The organism is Novosphingobium sp. (genome assembly GCF_031424035.1).
Taxonomy (GTDB): domain Bacteria; phylum Pseudomonadota; class Alphaproteobacteria; order Sphingomonadales; family Sphingomonadaceae; genus Novosphingobium.
Genome location: NZ_JANPGP010000102.1, coordinates 1 through 14,408, shown reverse-complemented (window position 1 = coordinate 14,408; position 14,408 = coordinate 1). Strand labels below are relative to the sequence as shown.

General features: G+C 64.7%; 14 protein-coding genes and 1 riboswitch. Of the genes, 3 read left to right on the top strand and 11 right to left on the bottom strand.

The genetic code is table 11. From position 1 onward, the window contains the following. The 5 genes from thiC to RMO89_RS14200 all read right to left on the bottom strand — a co-directional run. The coding region (gene thiC / locus RMO89_RS14220; RefSeq protein WP_310533903.1) for a phosphomethylpyrimidine synthase ThiC at positions 1-1,368 on the bottom strand (1,368 nt) is incomplete at its 3' end. 35 nt (positions 1,369-1,403) lie between these two features. Then, a riboswitch (TPP riboswitch) is annotated at positions 1,404-1,509 on the bottom strand. 34 nt (positions 1,510-1,543) lie between these two features. After that, entirely contained in the window at positions 1,544-2,038 is a 495-nt protein-coding gene (locus tag RMO89_RS14215) for a DUF2569 family protein (protein ID WP_310533902.1), read from the bottom strand. Positions 2,039-2,109: 71 nt separating this feature from the next. Further along, positions 2,110-2,865, bottom strand: a complete 756-nt coding sequence (locus RMO89_RS14210; RefSeq protein ID WP_310533901.1) for a sulfite exporter TauE/SafE family protein — start codon at positions 2,863-2,865, stop codon at positions 2,110-2,112. A gap of 1 nt (position 2,866) precedes the next feature. Then, on the bottom strand, positions 2,867-3,397 hold the full coding sequence (locus RMO89_RS14205; protein ID WP_310533900.1) for a rhodanese family protein: 531 nt from the start codon (positions 3,395-3,397) through the stop codon (positions 2,867-2,869). A 3-nt stretch (positions 3,398-3,400) separates the two neighbouring features. Then, positions 3,401-3,727 (bottom strand): metalloregulator ArsR/SmtB family transcription factor, encoded by a 327-nt coding sequence (locus tag RMO89_RS14200; RefSeq protein ID WP_310533899.1) that lies wholly within the window; start codon positions 3,725-3,727, stop codon positions 3,401-3,403. A 65-nt stretch (positions 3,728-3,792) separates the two neighbouring features. Here RMO89_RS14200 and RMO89_RS14195 point away from each other — a divergent pair, with 65 nt between their 5' ends. Continuing rightward, complete coding sequence (locus RMO89_RS14195) at positions 3,793-4,683, top strand: MBL fold metallo-hydrolase (RefSeq protein ID WP_310533898.1); 891 nt, start codon at positions 3,793-3,795, stop codon at positions 4,681-4,683. A gap of 24 nt (positions 4,684-4,707) precedes the next feature. Here RMO89_RS14195 and RMO89_RS14190 read toward each other — a convergent pair whose 3' ends face one another. Continuing rightward, positions 4,708-5,373, bottom strand: a complete 666-nt coding sequence (locus tag RMO89_RS14190) for a hypothetical protein (protein ID WP_310533897.1) — start codon at positions 5,371-5,373, stop codon at positions 4,708-4,710. A gap of 101 nt (positions 5,374-5,474) precedes the next feature. Between RMO89_RS14190 and RMO89_RS14185 the strand changes: the two genes are divergently transcribed. Then, positions 5,475-6,104, top strand: a complete 630-nt coding sequence (locus tag RMO89_RS14185) for an SOS response-associated peptidase family protein (protein ID WP_310533896.1) — start codon at positions 5,475-5,477, stop codon at positions 6,102-6,104. Between the two features lie 6 nt (positions 6,105-6,110). On the opposite strand, the gene RMO89_RS14180 is transcribed toward RMO89_RS14185, so the two are convergent. Both RMO89_RS14180 and RMO89_RS14175 read right to left on the bottom strand, forming a co-directional pair. Next, positions 6,111-6,512: a hypothetical protein gene (locus RMO89_RS14180; protein ID WP_310533894.1), complete on the bottom strand. Its 402-nt coding sequence runs from the start codon at positions 6,510-6,512 to the stop codon at positions 6,111-6,113. A 71-nt stretch (positions 6,513-6,583) separates the two neighbouring features. Next, on the bottom strand, positions 6,584-7,165 hold the full coding sequence (locus RMO89_RS14175; protein ID WP_310533893.1) for an EF-hand domain-containing protein: 582 nt from the start codon (positions 7,163-7,165) through the stop codon (positions 6,584-6,586). A 285-nt stretch (positions 7,166-7,450) separates the two neighbouring features. On the opposite strand from RMO89_RS14175, the gene RMO89_RS14170 reads away from it, so the two are divergent. Then, positions 7,451-9,727, top strand: coding sequence for a YadA-like family protein (locus tag RMO89_RS14170; RefSeq protein ID WP_310533891.1), 2,277 nt, complete (start codon positions 7,451-7,453; stop codon positions 9,725-9,727). A gap of 338 nt (positions 9,728-10,065) precedes the next feature. On the opposite strand, the gene RMO89_RS14165 is transcribed toward RMO89_RS14170, so the two are convergent. The 3 genes from RMO89_RS14165 to RMO89_RS14155 form a co-directional block, all read right to left on the bottom strand. Continuing rightward, on the bottom strand, positions 10,066-11,106 hold the full coding sequence (locus tag RMO89_RS14165) for an aspartate-semialdehyde dehydrogenase (protein WP_310533890.1): 1,041 nt from the start codon (positions 11,104-11,106) through the stop codon (positions 10,066-10,068). Between the two features lie 366 nt (positions 11,107-11,472). Next, a complete protein-coding gene (gltX, locus tag RMO89_RS14160; protein ID WP_310533889.1) occupies positions 11,473-12,816 on the bottom strand; it encodes a glutamate--tRNA ligase in 1,344 nt (447 codons plus the stop codon). Positions 12,817-12,938: 122 nt separating this feature from the next. Beyond that, positions 12,939-14,408: NAD+ synthase (locus tag RMO89_RS14155; protein ID WP_310533888.1), on the bottom strand; the 1,470-nt coding region annotated here is incomplete at its 5' end.

Sequence of the window (14,408 nt, the reverse complement as noted above, 5' to 3'; positions counted from 1 at the left end):
GTGGTCGTAACCCGGCGCAATATCGGTAACCAGCGGTCCGAGCGTGTAGAACGGGGCCTCGCCGCAAGCTTCGAGCTGCTTGTCCATGTTCTCCTTGATCTTGTGCATCGGCACGTGGCCGGGGCCTTCGATCATCACCTGAACGTCTTCGGCCCAGGCGCGCTTGGTCAGCTCGCCAAGGGTGTAGAGTTCAGCGAACTGGGCTTCGTCGTTGGCGTCGTAGATCGATCCGGGGCGCAGGCCGTCACCCAGCGAATAGGCGACGTCATAGGCCTTCATGATCTCGGTGATCTCGTCAAAGCGTTCGTAGAGGAACGATTCCTTGTGATGCGCGAGGCACCACTTGGCCATGATCGAGCCGCCGCGGCTGACGATGCCGGTCATGCGCTTGGCGGCCAGCGGGATATAGGGCAGGCGCACGCCGGCGTGGATGGTGAAGTAATCGACGCCCTGCTCGGCCTGTTCGATCAGGGTATCGCGGAAGATCTCCCAGGTGAGGTCCTCGGCCACGCCGCCGACCTTTTCCAGCGCCTGATAGATCGGCACGGTGCCGATGGGGACGGGGCTGTTGCGCAGGATCCATTCGCGGGTGTCGTGAATGTTGCGTCCGGTCGAAAGGTCCATGACCGTGTCCGCGCCCCAGCGGATCGACCAGACCATCTTGTCGACTTCGCTGGCGACGTCAGACGCCACCGCCGAATTGCCGATATTGGCGTTGATCTTGACGAGGAAGTTGCGCCCGATCGCCATCGGCTCGCTTTCCGGGTGGTTGATGTTGCTGGGGATGATCGCGCGGCCCCGGGCGACTTCATCGCGGACGAATTCGGGGGTGACGTAATCGGGGATCTGCGCGCCGTAGTCCTGCCCGTCGCGCTTGTATTCCTTGAGCATTTCGCGCCCGAGGTTTTCACGCACGGCGACATATTCCATCTCCGGCGTGATGATGCCCTTGCGGGCGTAATGCATCTGGCTGACGTTCGCGCCGGCCTTGGCGCGCAGAACCTGACGGCGGACATTCGGGAAGGCAGGCACGCCGCCCGAACGGTCCGGGCCGAGCTGGCCGTTATCCTCGGGCTTGACCTCGCGCTGAAGCACCTGCTCCACATCGCCGCGCCCCACGATCCAGTCACGGCGCACTTCGGGCAGGCCGGCGGCGATGTCGATCGTCGCGGCGGTGTCGGTGTAGGGGCCAGAGGTATCGTACACCCGCACCGGTGGCTCGCCGCTGGTCGGCTCAAGGTAAATCTCGCGCATGGCGACGCCGAGAGGGCCGACGTGGATCTTCTTCGATCCCCGGATCGGTCCGGTGGTCACACTGAAAGTCCCTCCCGAGGGGGGGATTTCGAGCTTGCTGTTGATGTCGGCCATGCGCAGTCCTTCTTGGACGAAAGGCCGGGCGCGCGCGGGATGCGACAACCCTTCCCTCCGCCCGTGCTAACGGGTTCAGGTTCAACGGGTCGGATGGCGTTACCCATCCCTCTCAGTCACACGACTCCCCGGGGATGGAAGCGGTTTACCCGCGCGCATCGCTACAAGCAACGGGTCAGGCAAAAACTTCCTCGTCGCGGAACGGCGCGACATAGGTGTTGTGGACCCGCTTCGAGACCTTGAAGTACCAGCACCAGACCGCGCAGTAGATCGCCGCCTGAAAAAGCCCCGGAGTCGATATTTCCAGCACGGTGCCCGGATCGATCCCGGCGACCGTCACGGCTATGGCCCCGTCTAGCAGGACCGACCCGAAAGCCAGCACTGGAATAGCGAAAATCGTGATCGTCACGGTTTGCGGGTTCTGCCGGTACATGAGCCGCCAGACGACATAGCTCGTTCCTGCCAGGGACAACCCATTCAGCAACCATGAGGCAATCTGGAACGACAGCCAGGCATTGCCGAGCGCAGCGGCAACGGCCGGGTCATTGTAGAGGTTAATCGCGGTTTCAATGATCGACCGCAAAGGCCCGACAATGCCGAAGCCGAAAGCGAACAGCCCCAGCCACCCACCAACCCCGCGCAAGTCTGAATCGCCATCGGCAAAGGCCATCGCTTTGTTTCCCAACCCCTTGGATTGCAAAGCCTACTTATGCCGGATGAAAGTGTCCAGCCGCGACCGGCCTACTTGGTGAGGATGAACACGGCCACGGCGATGACCATCACGGCGAAGACTGTGCGGGCGAGTTTCACCCGGCTCTCCAGCCGCTGCGCCAGCGGCAGGGCGGCGAGTGTGCCTACCGCTCCGCCCACGACCAGCGCACCGAACAGGGGCCAGGCGATCTGGCCCGATGCGGCGTAGCTGGCCGAAGTGGCCGTGCCGAACAGGGTGACCGAAACGAGCGAGCTGGCGCCGGCATTGGCCAAGGTCATGCCGGTAGCGGCCATCAGCCCCGGCGCGATCAGGAAGCCGCCACCGATACCGAAGAACCCGGCAGCAAGGCCCGTCAGCAGGCCGACTGGCGCGAGCTTGAACACCAACGGCCCGGTCAGATGGACACCGGGGTCGCCCTTGCCTTTCTTCGGCAGCAGCATCGACAGGGCAATTGCGATCATGGCGAGCGCGAACCAGAACAATAGCGCCTGCCCGTCAACCTGCTTGGCCAGCTGCGCGCCGCCCAGCGCCCCGGCGAGACCGGAGAGGGCAAATACGCTGGCGCAGGGCCACTTGACCCGCCCCGCCCGCGCCTGCGCCGCAAGTCCGGTCGCGGCGTTCACCGCCACCGCCGCCGCCGAAGTGCCGATCGCCGCATGGACGTCTGCCATGCCGACGACATAGATCAGCCACGGCGTCGCCAGCACCGATCCACCGCCGCCGAACAGAGTCAGCAGCAGGCCGATCAGCGCGCCGCCAAGGCAGGCAAGGACGAGCGGCTCCATTTCAGGCCGCCCGCTTGTTCCACGGCATGGCCATCAGCACTCTTGCCATGGCGCAAGTGCCGCTGAGGCCTGAAAAAATCAGGCCAGCACCAGCGAAGCCGGACAGTCCGAACCACACCGGCGACACAAGGAAGCCGAGCACCACGCCGGTCAGGATCAACAGCCCCGCGGTGATCTGAACCTGGCGATTGATCTCCATCGGCGCCTTGCGGTCCTCGGCCACCGGCAGGCCCGCCTTGGCCCAGGCATCAAGCCCACCATCAAGCACGAAAGCCTCACCCTGCACCCGCGCGGCCAGCCGGTCACAGGCACCTGCGGTGCGCATACCGGTGCGGCAAGTGAAGATCACGTCGGCCGCCGGATCGACTGTCAGATGCGCCTGCTCCCACGCCGACAGCGGTTGCGACTGCGCGCCCGGCACATGGGCGCGGGCAAATTCGTCAGCCTCGCGGATATCAACGAGTACGGCGCGGCCCGAGGCAATGCGTGCCTGGACTTCGCCGGGGGACAATTTGTGGAGCGTTGCGGTCATGGGTCAGGTCCTCAATTCAGGGGGACAGAACAGCTCTGCCAGCGTCTCGATCACTCGCATCACCGCCGCGTCGGCGATCCGGTAAAAAATCACCTGCGCCTCGCGCCGGGTTGTCACTGCACCCTGTTCGCGCAGCAGCGCGAGGTGCTGCGAGAGCGCCGACTGCGACAATCTGACACGCATCTGCAGCTCGCTGACCGAAAGTTCCCCTTCGGAGAGCTGGCACAGCACCATCAGGCGCTTCTCGTTACCGAGCAGCTTGAGCAGGGCGGCGGCGCGCCCGGCGCTTTCCTCGAACTGGGCGAGGTTGAGTTGGGTGAGATCGAACATGGACTGCATTATATGCATTGATTCTAAATTAGCAAGTACTAATATAAAGCGTAAGGAGACGATTCATGTCCGCCGCAACTGCCGCCCCAGCTGCCAATGCCCTCCATGTCGAAGGCTTCTTCGACCCCGCAACCTTTACCGCGACTTACGTGGTCCACGATCCGGCCACCCGGCGCGCGGCGATCATCGATCCAGTGCTCGATTACAATCCGCGCAATGCCCGCACTTCAACGAAGTCGGCGGACGCGCTGCTGGACTATGTGGCGCGCGAAGGCCTGACGCTTGACTGGCTCCTGGAAACCCACGCCCATGCCGATCACTTGTCCGCCGCGCATTACCTGCGCGATCAGATCGGCGCGCCGATTGTCATCGGCCGGCACATAACCGCCGTGCAAAAGGCCTTCGCCCCGCTGTTTGGTGCCGACGATGTCACGCCCGATGGCAGCCAGTTCGACCGTTTGGTGGAGGAGGGCGACGATCTGCCGCTGGGCGACCTGTCGATCCGCGTGATGCACACGCCCGGCCACACCCCGGCCTGCGTGACGTACCTGATCGGCGATGCGGCCTTCGTCGGCGATACTCTGTTCATGCCCGACTACGGCACCGCGCGCAGCGACTTTCCGGGCGGCAGCGCCGAGGCGCTCTATGCCTCGATCCGCAAGATCCTGAGCCTGCCGCCCGAGACCCGCATGTATGTCGGTCACGATTACCTGCCTGCGGGCCGCACCGAATACGCCTTCGAAACCAGCGTCGCCGCGCAGAACGCGGGCAACGTCCACATCCACGCCGGGGTGAGCGAGGCCGACTTCGTGGCGCAGCGCGAGGCGCGCAATGCCTTGCTTGAGGCACCGGCGCTGATCCTGCCATCCTTGCAGGTCAACATCCGCGCCGGGGCCATGCCGCCGGCAGAGTCGAACGGCAAGACCTATCTGAAGCTGCCGATCAACGCGCTGTGAAGGTGCGGCGTAACGGGTGATGCGTTAGCTTTTGGGGCGCGGCCGGGGCAGTGGGTTGATATCGTTGCGCGGGATCATTCGGTCACTCCCGCCAAAGCTGCCGCGCGGCAGTTCAAAGCGCGGTGGAGTGTCGCCGTTGCGATTGGTGCTTGCCACACCACCCTGCGCTGCGCCGGGGAACAGATCGCCCGCGTCTGCGGTTTCGATCACGCCAGAAATCACCGATCCCGCTGCCATGCCCGCCACCACGAAAGTCTGCGTGCCGGAGGAAAGGATGAACACGCCCGGCTTGCCCTGCACCGCGCTCTGTCCGTTCGGTCCGCTGACGCGCAGGCCGGGGGCGAAGCGGACCACGACCATGCGCTCTGCCGCGCCGGCAGGCGATGTCGCGGCCTGCCCATTCACCGCCATTTGCAGCGCGGCCTTGTCGATATCGACGCTCTGATTGCCGGTATCGGCCACGGTCACGCTGAAGCGCCCGGCACCGTCACTGGCCACTGCCCGCACCCGCGAGGTAGGGCCACCGGGGTTCTTCCTGACCCTGATTCCGATTCCGGCAATTTGTTTGGTCGACGCCATTGCCTCACCCGCGCCGATCACCCCGCCGCCATAAAGCGCCGTGCTGGCCAGCGACAATGCGGCGGCCATCTGCAACAAGGTGCGGCGATTGAGGCTGTGCGATGTGGTCATGCTGGTTCCCCCGGTATTGTGTCTGGCCCAAAATTCTGTGCGAACACATCAGGTTAAATGCCTGAATGGCCAATGAATTGAAATGGGCTAAACGGTTATCCATGCCCACGCTTTACCGCCTTGATGCCGCCGCCGCCGCAATCGCCGCGCATTTCGGTGCGCGGGCGGGGAATGATCCGTGGGCGGGCGGGACGATCGCACCGCATAGCTTCGCGCCGGTCATCACATCGGGACGCGAGGAGGTGGCCGGCCCGCGACCTGAGGCAGAGCCGCCACGCCGCCTGATCCCGCGACTGTGGGGCGTGCCTCCGCCACCATCCGCCGGCGATCCCTCGCGGCTGGTGCTGACCGTGCGCAATCCGGGCAGTCCGTTCTGGATCGGCAACCTCAGGAACAGCGAGTTCCGCTGCCTCGCCCCCGCCAGCGCCTTCATGGCCTGGGGGCGCAGCGATCCCGCCACCGGCCGCCGCCGCCAGCACTGGTTCGCGCCGACAGATCAACCCCTGTTCGCCATGGCAGGCGTGTGGAAGGATAGCGAGATCGCCAGCTTCGCCCTGCTCACCTGCGAGCCAAACGCTCTGCTTCGAGAGGCGGGAATCGATCGGATGCCAGTGATCCTCCCCGCCGATCCACGCGCCTGGACGACGTGGCTGCGCGGCGACTGGAAACGGGCAGAGCCGCTTATCACGCCCTATTCCTCGTCGCTGATGCGGGATCTGGCGGCTGGTTGAACCGCCCTAATTGAACCTGAGCGCACCCGCCACGTTGAGCGCCAATCCAAACAGCATCGTCGCCATGGCCCAGCCGCGGTGCATATGCGTCAGGCTGCGCAGCCAGAACTGGGTGTAGATGTCACAGAAGCCGAGGATGGCGATCGCCTCGATGATCATAAGCCCGCCCAGCGCCTTCATCACGCAGGCCAGAGTATCCGCCGGCACCCACGGATTGGCGAGATAGACCAGCGTGCCGATCAACAGTTCGAGCAACCCGCAGACGAATTGCAGCGTCGGCGATCCCTCGATCTCGTCAAGCATTGTCCGCCAGATACCGGGCTTGCGCAGCGCACCGATGCCCGCGAACATTGCGGCAAGGCCCAGCATGAGTGCGGACCAAGCAGGCGCGTCAATAGGTTGGGTCATAAGACCTTCCTTCCTTCCCAACGGCACCCGGCGCGACGATGGCGAAGGAAAGGACGCAAGTCTAGCGGGAGTTACCTGCCCACTGGCCTCGGCGGCACGGCATTGATTTCCGCACCGGTCAGCACGCCGTCCTTGTCGGTATCAAGCCGGTCGAAGTTGGCGAGCGTGGCGGCGCGGTATTCGATCATGGTGATCACCTGATCGCGGTTGCCATCGAAACGGGTCATCATCGGGCCAACATCGGGGTTGCCGGGATCCTGAACCAACGCGGCGAATTCGCCGGGGGTCAGCACGCCGTTGCGATCGGCATCGAGCCGGGCGAACAGCGCCCGGTTACCCGCCTGCGCCTGCGCGATCAGCAGGCCGCGCTCCCAGCGTTCAAGCTCGGCGCGGGTGATCTTGCCATCGCCGTCAGTGTCACGCTTGCGATGTTCGGCGTCCATCTGCGCGATGAAGGAAGCGCGCGGCATGTCGGGCACTTGCGGCGCGGCGGCGACTGGCGGGCGCGGCTGGGGCGCTGGCTGGGCGGGGACCTGAACCGGCACCTTGACCGCCGGCGCGGGACGGGGGCGCGCCGTCTGGGCGAAGGCCTGACCGGACCCCGCCAACAACAACACGGCGATAAAGGAACGAACGAAAGGGTTTCGCAACATGGACACTCCGCGAGGAATCTTGCCCGCAGATAGGGCGGCAGCGGCCCCCAAGGCAAGACACAGCCTTACCAAAGGCCCGGTATCCTTTCTGCCACTTGAACGGTTGATCGATTATTGCGTTGACGGAGGGAGCGGAGCGTCTAGTAGATTATACTAACAAACGAAGTTTCCGACGCACATACGATCAGAAACCGTCTGTCAGGGTCGCAAGATTTTTTTGTGCTGGTCACGGGTCTTGCAGATATGCGCCGTTTCACGCACCTCGTGTGGAAAAGGGTAAGCACTATGAAGAAGATTATGATTACGATGGCCGCCTCGGCGCTGGCCATGGCGTGGAGCAGCACGGCCGCTGCAGCGACTTGCGACCTTAACGGCACCAACAGTGGTAGCAATGCGGCTAACGCCAGCGGTGGTGCAACAGCTCCGTTTGACGATCAGCTTGCCTGCGGTGCAGGCGCGAGCGCTACCGCCCCAGGCAGCACGGCCGTCGGCGGGAGCTTCTCTGGTTTCGGTGCTGGACCCAATGCATCGGGCGAGCTCGCAATCGCGATCGGCAGCGGAAGTTTCCTGAACGGCCCAGTTGCAAGCGGATCGGTAGGCATTGCCATCGGTAGCGCCGCTGGCCCGAACGTCGGCGCAGTAGCGCAAGGCAATTTCTCTGTCGCCATTGGCGGTGCTTCTGGGACGGTCGCTGGCGCAAGCGCAACTCAGGACAACTCTGTTGCACTTGGTTCTGGTGCCTCGTCGACTGCAAGCGGAAGCGTGGCACTCGGCGCTGGCGCTCTGGCTAATCAGGTGAACACGGTCTCAGTCGGCACCGTCGGTGGCGAACGCCGCATCACCAACGTCGCAACCGGCACCGGCGGCACCGATGCCGTAAACGTCAACCAGCTTAACTCCGCCATTGCCGCAGTTCCAGTTGGGCCGGTTTTTTACGGCACCGGCACCGGCGCGCTGCAGGGCGGCTCGGCTTCGACCGCCACCGGCAACGGCGCGATCGCGCTGGGTGAACGCCAGACGGCCACGGGCCGCGGCGCGGTTGCCATTGGCGATCCCAACTCGGCCACCGGCATCGGCGCAGTTGCCGTGGGTGCGGACAACACCGCATTCGGCACCGGCGCTACCTCGGTCGGCTCGAACAACCTGACCACCGGCCTCGGCGCAATCGCCGCTGGTTCGAACAACCAGGCCACTGCCAACGGTTCGGTCGCTTCGGGTAACGGCAACATTGCCAATGCTGTTGGCTCGGTCGCTTCGGGCTGGGGCAACGGTGCCATCGGTCAGGGCGCAGTCGCCATCGGTGCTGACAACGGCACCAACGGCCTTGGCGGCGTCGCCATCGGTCAGGCCAACACCTCGCTTGGCCGCGGCACGATTGCCTTGGGTTCAGACTCGACCGCGCTTGGCAACTCCGCTTTCGCTGCCGGCTTCCAGGCCAATGCGACCACGGCTGGTGCCATTGCCATTGGCGGCGGTGCCAATGCCACCGACGTTGAAACCGTTGCGGTTGGTCTCAACGCCAACTCGACCGGCTTCCACTCGACGGCAATCGGCGCACTTGCTGATGCCACGGCAATCGGTTCGACCGCGGTTGGCTGGGATGCCAATGCCACGGCCGCTCGCGCCACGGCATTCGGCAACTCCGCCAATGCCACGGCGGCTGATGCTGCTGCCCTTGGCCGCAGCGCAACCGCCAGCGCAACGTCGTCGACGGCAGTTGGCAACAGCGCCAGCGCCACTGCGGCGAACAGCGTTGCGCTCGGCTTCGGCTCGGTCGCCAACCAGGCCAACACCGTTTCGGTCGGCACGGTCGGTGGCGAACGCCGCGTCGTCAACGTTGCTGCCGGTACGGCAACGACGGACGCGGTCAACGTTGGCCAGCTGAATGCCGAAGCGGCTGCCCGCATCGCTGCGGACAACACGCTGACCACCAACCTGGCGGCTGAAACGGCTGCCCGCATCGCGGCAGACACCACGCTCACCTCCAACCTGGCGACTGAAACGGCTGCCCGCATCGCTGCGGACACCACGCTCACCACCAACCTGGCGGCTGAAACGACTGCCCGTATCGCTGCGGACAACACGCTCACCACCAATCTGGCGGCTGAAGCCACCACCCGCGCTGCTGCGGACACTACGCTGACGACGAACCTCAACGCCGAAATCAGCAACCGCATCACGGCTGTGTCGAACGAAGCGACTGCCCGTATCGCTGGGGACAATGCAGAAGCAGCGGCGCGCGCCGCGGCTGATACCAACCTGCAGAACCAGATCAACGGGATGGGCACCAGCCTCTCGAACCTGACCTCGCGGGTCGGTGCGCTCGAGAACTACGCTGCTGCATCGACGGCCGTTGCGGTCGCCATGGGCGGCGCAACCTTCCTGCCCGACAAGAAGGTCTCGATGACTGCCAACGTCGCCACCTATGACGGTGCCTATGCCGGTTCGTTCCAGCTCAACGCTCTCGTGTCCGAGAACGTCGCGCTGAACGCCGGTGTGGCCACGGGCTTCAACAAGGGCGGCAAGACGGCCGGCCGCGTTGGTCTGACCTTCGGCTTCTAAGCACTTTACAATTCCACCGAGGGCGGGGGGCAGCTTCGGCTGTCCCCCGCCTTTCGTTTGGGGACTGATGGATTGAGGGTGTTCACGCAGAGACGCGGAGGACGACAGGGAGACGCAGAGGAACAGCGTCGGCGGCAAAGCCGCTCTATCAAACCAACGGTTCCACTGTCGGCTGCGTTCGATAAGAATTATTTGCCGTCGGCTTGGCGCCATCCCTCTGCGCCTCCACTTTCTTCTCCGCGCCTCTGTGTGAACCCTCTTCTCCCCTCACCCCAAACGCAAAAAGGGCGAGTGACCAAGCCACCCGCCCCTTCTGGAACCTCAAGCGAAGCTGTGGCTCAGCCCAGCAGGACTTCGGCGATCTGCACCGCGTTGAGCGCCGCGCCCTTACGCAGGTTGTCGTTCGACAGGAACAGCGCCAGACCGTGTTCAACCGTGGGATCGCGGCGCACGCGGCCGACGAAGACCGGGTCCTTGCCCGTCGCCTCAAGCGGATTGGGCACTTCGGTCACCACCACGCCCGGCGCGCTTTCCAGCAGTTCGAGCGCGCGTTCGGGGCTGATCGGGCGGTCGAATTCGGCGTTGATTGACAGCGAATGCCCGGTGAACACCGGCACGCGCACGCAGGTGCCCGACACCGGCAGGTCCGGCAGATTGAGGATCTTGCGGCTCTCGTCGCGCAGCTTGATCTCTTCCTCGGTATAGCCTTCCTCGGCATAGACATAGTTCAGCGGCACGACATTGTGCGCCATCGGCACGGCCCACTTTTCCGCTGCCGGCAGCAACGCCGCGGTGTCACCCTGAGCAAGCGCCGCAGCCTTGTCGCCCACGTGAGCAACCTGCCGCGCCAGCACATCGATGCCTTCCAGCCCCCCGCCCGACACCGCTTGGTAGGTCGAGCAGATCAGCCGCGACAGGCCAGCTTCATCGTGCAGCACCTTGAGCACCGGCATGGCTGCCATGGTCGTGCAATTGGGGTTGGCGACGATGCCCTTGGGCAGGTTCGCCAGAGCCTCGGGGTTCACTTCGGCGACGACCAGCGGCACGTCCGGATCAGAGCGCCAGGCTGACGAATTGTCGATCACGATCGCGCCGGCCGCAGCCGCCTTGGGCGCGAGTTCCTTGGCAGTCGATCCGCCGGCGGAAAACAGCACGACGTCAAGGCCGGCGAAATCGGCGGTCGCGGCGTCTTCGACTGTCACGCCGTCCAGCACCTTGCCCGCCGAGCGCGCCGAGGCGAACAGGCGCAGCGAGGCGAGCGGAAAATTGCGCTCGGCAAGGATTTCGCGAATCATCGAACCGACAAGCCCGGTCGCGCCGACAATCCCGACGTTGAGCTTCTGGCCCTGAGCGAACTTGGGAGCAAACTTGGAAACCATCACTACTTCTCCATATCTGGGAGCAGCGCGAGGGTTGGTTTATCCGTGATTGGAAAGCCCCGCCTGCTCTTGCGGGGCGGGTTGCCGTGAAAGCCTTACTTGGCCAGCACCAGGGCAACCGTTCCCGCAGCGGCGGTCGGTTTGCTGGTAATGGTAATGATCGGCTTCACGAACATGGTGGCGCCCCTAGCGAGGCCTCCGCGCAATGTAAATGCCTTTTGTTGCACTGCGGCAGATGGATTGTTTCAAGAGAAACTTTTCGGCGAGTCGAAAGCTCCGTCGCCTCCGCGCAGGCGGAGGTCCATGAGGTCTGGCGGCGGTGCGCTTCGGTGGGTGGATGGATCCCCGCCTGCGCGGGGATGACGACTATTGGAGAGTTGCCGCCGCGCGCAACCTTACCAGCGCCTCATCCCGCCCGATCAGCGGCAATAGCGCACCCATATCTGGCCCATGCTCGCGGCCCGTGAGCGCAAGGCGCAGCGGCAGGAAAAGCGTCTTGCCCTTTCGTCCGGTTGCTTCCTTGAGCGCCCCGGTCAGCGCCTGCCACGGACTGTCGCCCCAGTCCTGTGCGGCGAGTCTATCGGCGGCGGCGGCAAGGAACGCACGATCCTCGGCCTCGAGAGGAGGAACGGCAATCGGCCCCTTGACCACGGTCCACCAGTCCGCCGCCTCAGCCACGGTCGCGAGATTGGGCTGCACCGCCTGCCAGCCTGCTTCGTCCATATCCGCCGGCAATCGCGCGACCACCTGCGCATAGGGCAGCCGGTGGATGACTTGTGCATTGAGCCGTGCCAGTTCCGCCTCATCGAACCGCGCCGGCGCGCGACCAAAGGTATCGAGCTGGAAAGTGGCGGCAAGCTGCTCACGGTCCAGCACCGGCTCAACCGGCTGGGACGTGCCCAGCCGCGCCAGCATGGACAGAACGGCCTCTGGTTCGATGCCCTCAGCGCGCAATTCTTCCATGCCGAGCGAGCCCAGCCGTTTCGACAGCTTGCCCTCGCTCCCAACCAGCAGCGCCTCATGTGCGAAGGCTGGCGGATCGATGCCGTAAGCCGCGAACATCTGCACCTGCGTCGCGGTGTTGGACACGTGATCCTCGCCGCGCAGCACGTCGGTCACGCCCATGGCGATATCGTCGATCACGCTGGGAAGCATATAGAGCCACGAACCGTCGGCGCGGCGGATCACCGGGTCGGACATCTGGCCCGCATCGAAGTGCTGGCGTCCACGAATGCCGTCGACCCACTCTATCGGCTGGTCGCGGTCCAGCAGAAAGCGCCAGTGCGGTGCCTCTCTCGCTGCCGCACTGGCGGCGTGGTCCGCTTCGGTCAGGTCCAGCGCCGCGCGGTCATAGATTGGCGGCAGGCCGCGCCCGAGCAGGACCTTGCGCTTGAGGTCAAGCTCCTGCGCGGTTTCATAGCAGCGATAGACCCGGCCCGAGACGACCAGCTTGGCGAACTCGGCCTCGTAAAGATCGAACCGCGCGGACTGGCGCTCCTCGCCATCGGGGACAATGCCCAGCCAGGCGAGATCGGCGCGGATCGCCTCAATGTGCTCCTCGCGGCTGCGCGCCGCATCGGTATCGTCGATGCGCAGAAGGAAGCGCCCGCCCGCCTGACGCGCCAGCAGCCAGTTATGCAGCGCGGTGCGGACATTGCCGACATGAAGACGCCCGGTGGGGCTGGGGGCGAAGCGGGTAATCACGGACATGGCGCGCCTATAGCCGCTTGCACGGCCCGCGCAAAAAGTGAATCGTCATTCCGGCAGAGGCCGGGATGGCGGTGGCGCAGATTTTTCGCAGGCCGCCCTAGTTCGGGCCACGCAAAACCCGGTCAGGCCGAACGAAACGCGTGTGTGATCGGATAGCGCCGATCGCGCCCGAAGTTGCGGCTGCCCAGCTTGACCCCGGGAGGGGCCTGCCGGCGCTTGTATTCGGCGAGATGCAGCAGCCGTTCGATCCGCACTACGACATCGCGGTCAAACCCTTCGGCAACGAGCTGATCGACCGACTTTTCATGCTCTACCAGCCCCAGCAGGATGCCATCGAGCACCTTGTAGGGCGGCAGCGAATCCTCATCCTTTTGGTCAGGGCGCAGTTCGGCGGACGGCGGCCGAGTGATGATGCCATCGGGCATGACCGGCCCTTCCGGGCCAAGGCCGATCGCGGGTTTGTGCTGGTTGCGCCACTGGCTGATGGCGAAAACAGTCATCTTGTAGGCGTCCTTCAACGGGTTATAGCCGCCCGCCATGTCGCCATAGATCGTCGCATAGCCGACGCTCATCTCGCTCTTGTTGCCGGTGGTCAGCAGCATCGGGCCGAACTTGTTCGACAGCGCCATCAGCGTCACTCCGCGAATGCGCGACTGGACATTCTCCTCGGTGATGTCGACGTCCTTGTCGGCGAAAGTGCCCTCGAGCATCACGTCGAAAGCGTCGACCGCCGGGGAAATGGGGATCGTGTCATAGCGGCAGCCGATCATCCGCGCGCATTCGGTGGCGAGGTCGAGGCTCAGTTGGCTGGTGAAGCGGCTCGGCAACATCACACACCACACGCGGTCAGGGCCCAGTGCATCGGCGGCAATGGCGGCGCAGATCGCGCTGTCGATCCCGCCCGAGAGGCCAAGCACGACGCCGGGGAAGCGGTTGCGGTCCACGTAATCGCGCAGCGCCAGCACCATCGCGCAATAGATGTCTTCGGGATGGTCGGCGAGCTTGGCGATCTCGCCCCGGTCGCAGGTCCAGCCGCCCTCGCCCCGCCGCCATGTGGTGTGGACCTCGTGCTCCACCCAGTCAGCCATTTGCACGACGAGCTTGCCATCACCGTTCATCACGAAGCTGGCCCCATCAAACACCAGTTCGTCCTGCCCGCCGACACGGTTGAGGTAGGCGATAGGCAGGCCGGTATCGACCGCGCGGCGCTTGGCCACGCCGTCGATCCGCAGGGCGTCCTTATCGATCTCGTAAGGGCTGCCGTTGGGGCAGAGCAGGATCTCCGCGCCGAAATCGGCGAGATGATCGCAGACGTCAGGATGCCAGATATCCTCGCAGATCGGCACACCAATCAGCACGCCGCGAAACGGGATCGGTTCAGGCAGCGGGCCGGGCTGGAACAGGCGGACTTCGTCAAAGGTGCCGTAATTGGGCAATTCGTGCTTGAGCCGGATCGCCGCGACCTTGCCTTCGTCAAGCAGGGCCACGCCGTTATGCAGCGCGCCATCGACCACGAAGACCGAGCCGACCAGCATCGCCGGACCGCCATCGGCCGTGGCCAGCGCCAGCCGCTCCAGTTCCGCCGCCGCGCG

What these genes read in the sequence shown, in the direction of transcription:
- RMO89_RS14215 (WP_310533902.1), bottom strand. Translation starts at nt 2,038, where the DNA reads ATGGCCTTTGCCGATGGCGATTCAGACTTGCGCGGGGTTGGTGGGTGG.
- RMO89_RS14210 (WP_310533901.1), bottom strand. Translation starts at nt 2,865, where the DNA reads ATGGAGCCGCTCGTCCTTGCCTGCCTTGGCGGCGCGCTGATCGGCCTG.
- RMO89_RS14205 (WP_310533900.1), bottom strand. Translation starts at nt 3,397, where the DNA reads ATGACCGCAACGCTCCACAAATTGTCCCCCGGCGAAGTCCAGGCACGC.
- RMO89_RS14200 (WP_310533899.1), bottom strand. Translation starts at nt 3,727, where the DNA reads ATGTTCGATCTCACCCAACTCAACCTCGCCCAGTTCGAGGAAAGCGCC.
- RMO89_RS14195 (WP_310533898.1), top strand. Translation starts at nt 3,793, where the DNA reads ATGTCCGCCGCAACTGCCGCCCCAGCTGCCAATGCCCTCCATGTCGAA.
- RMO89_RS14190 (WP_310533897.1), bottom strand. Translation starts at nt 5,373, where the DNA reads ATGACCACATCGCACAGCCTCAATCGCCGCACCTTGTTGCAGATGGCC.
- RMO89_RS14185 (WP_310533896.1), top strand. Translation starts at nt 5,475, where the DNA reads ATGCCCACGCTTTACCGCCTTGATGCCGCCGCCGCCGCAATCGCCGCG.
- RMO89_RS14180 (WP_310533894.1), bottom strand. Translation starts at nt 6,512, where the DNA reads ATGACCCAACCTATTGACGCGCCTGCTTGGTCCGCACTCATGCTGGGC.
- RMO89_RS14175 (WP_310533893.1), bottom strand. Translation starts at nt 7,165, where the DNA reads ATGTTGCGAAACCCTTTCGTTCGTTCCTTTATCGCCGTGTTGTTGTTG.
- RMO89_RS14170 (WP_310533891.1), top strand. Translation starts at nt 7,451, where the DNA reads ATGAAGAAGATTATGATTACGATGGCCGCCTCGGCGCTGGCCATGGCG.
- RMO89_RS14165 (WP_310533890.1), bottom strand. Translation starts at nt 11,106, where the DNA reads ATGGTTTCCAAGTTTGCTCCCAAGTTCGCTCAGGGCCAGAAGCTCAAC.
- gltX (WP_310533889.1), bottom strand. Translation starts at nt 12,816, where the DNA reads ATGTCCGTGATTACCCGCTTCGCCCCCAGCCCCACCGGGCGTCTTCAT.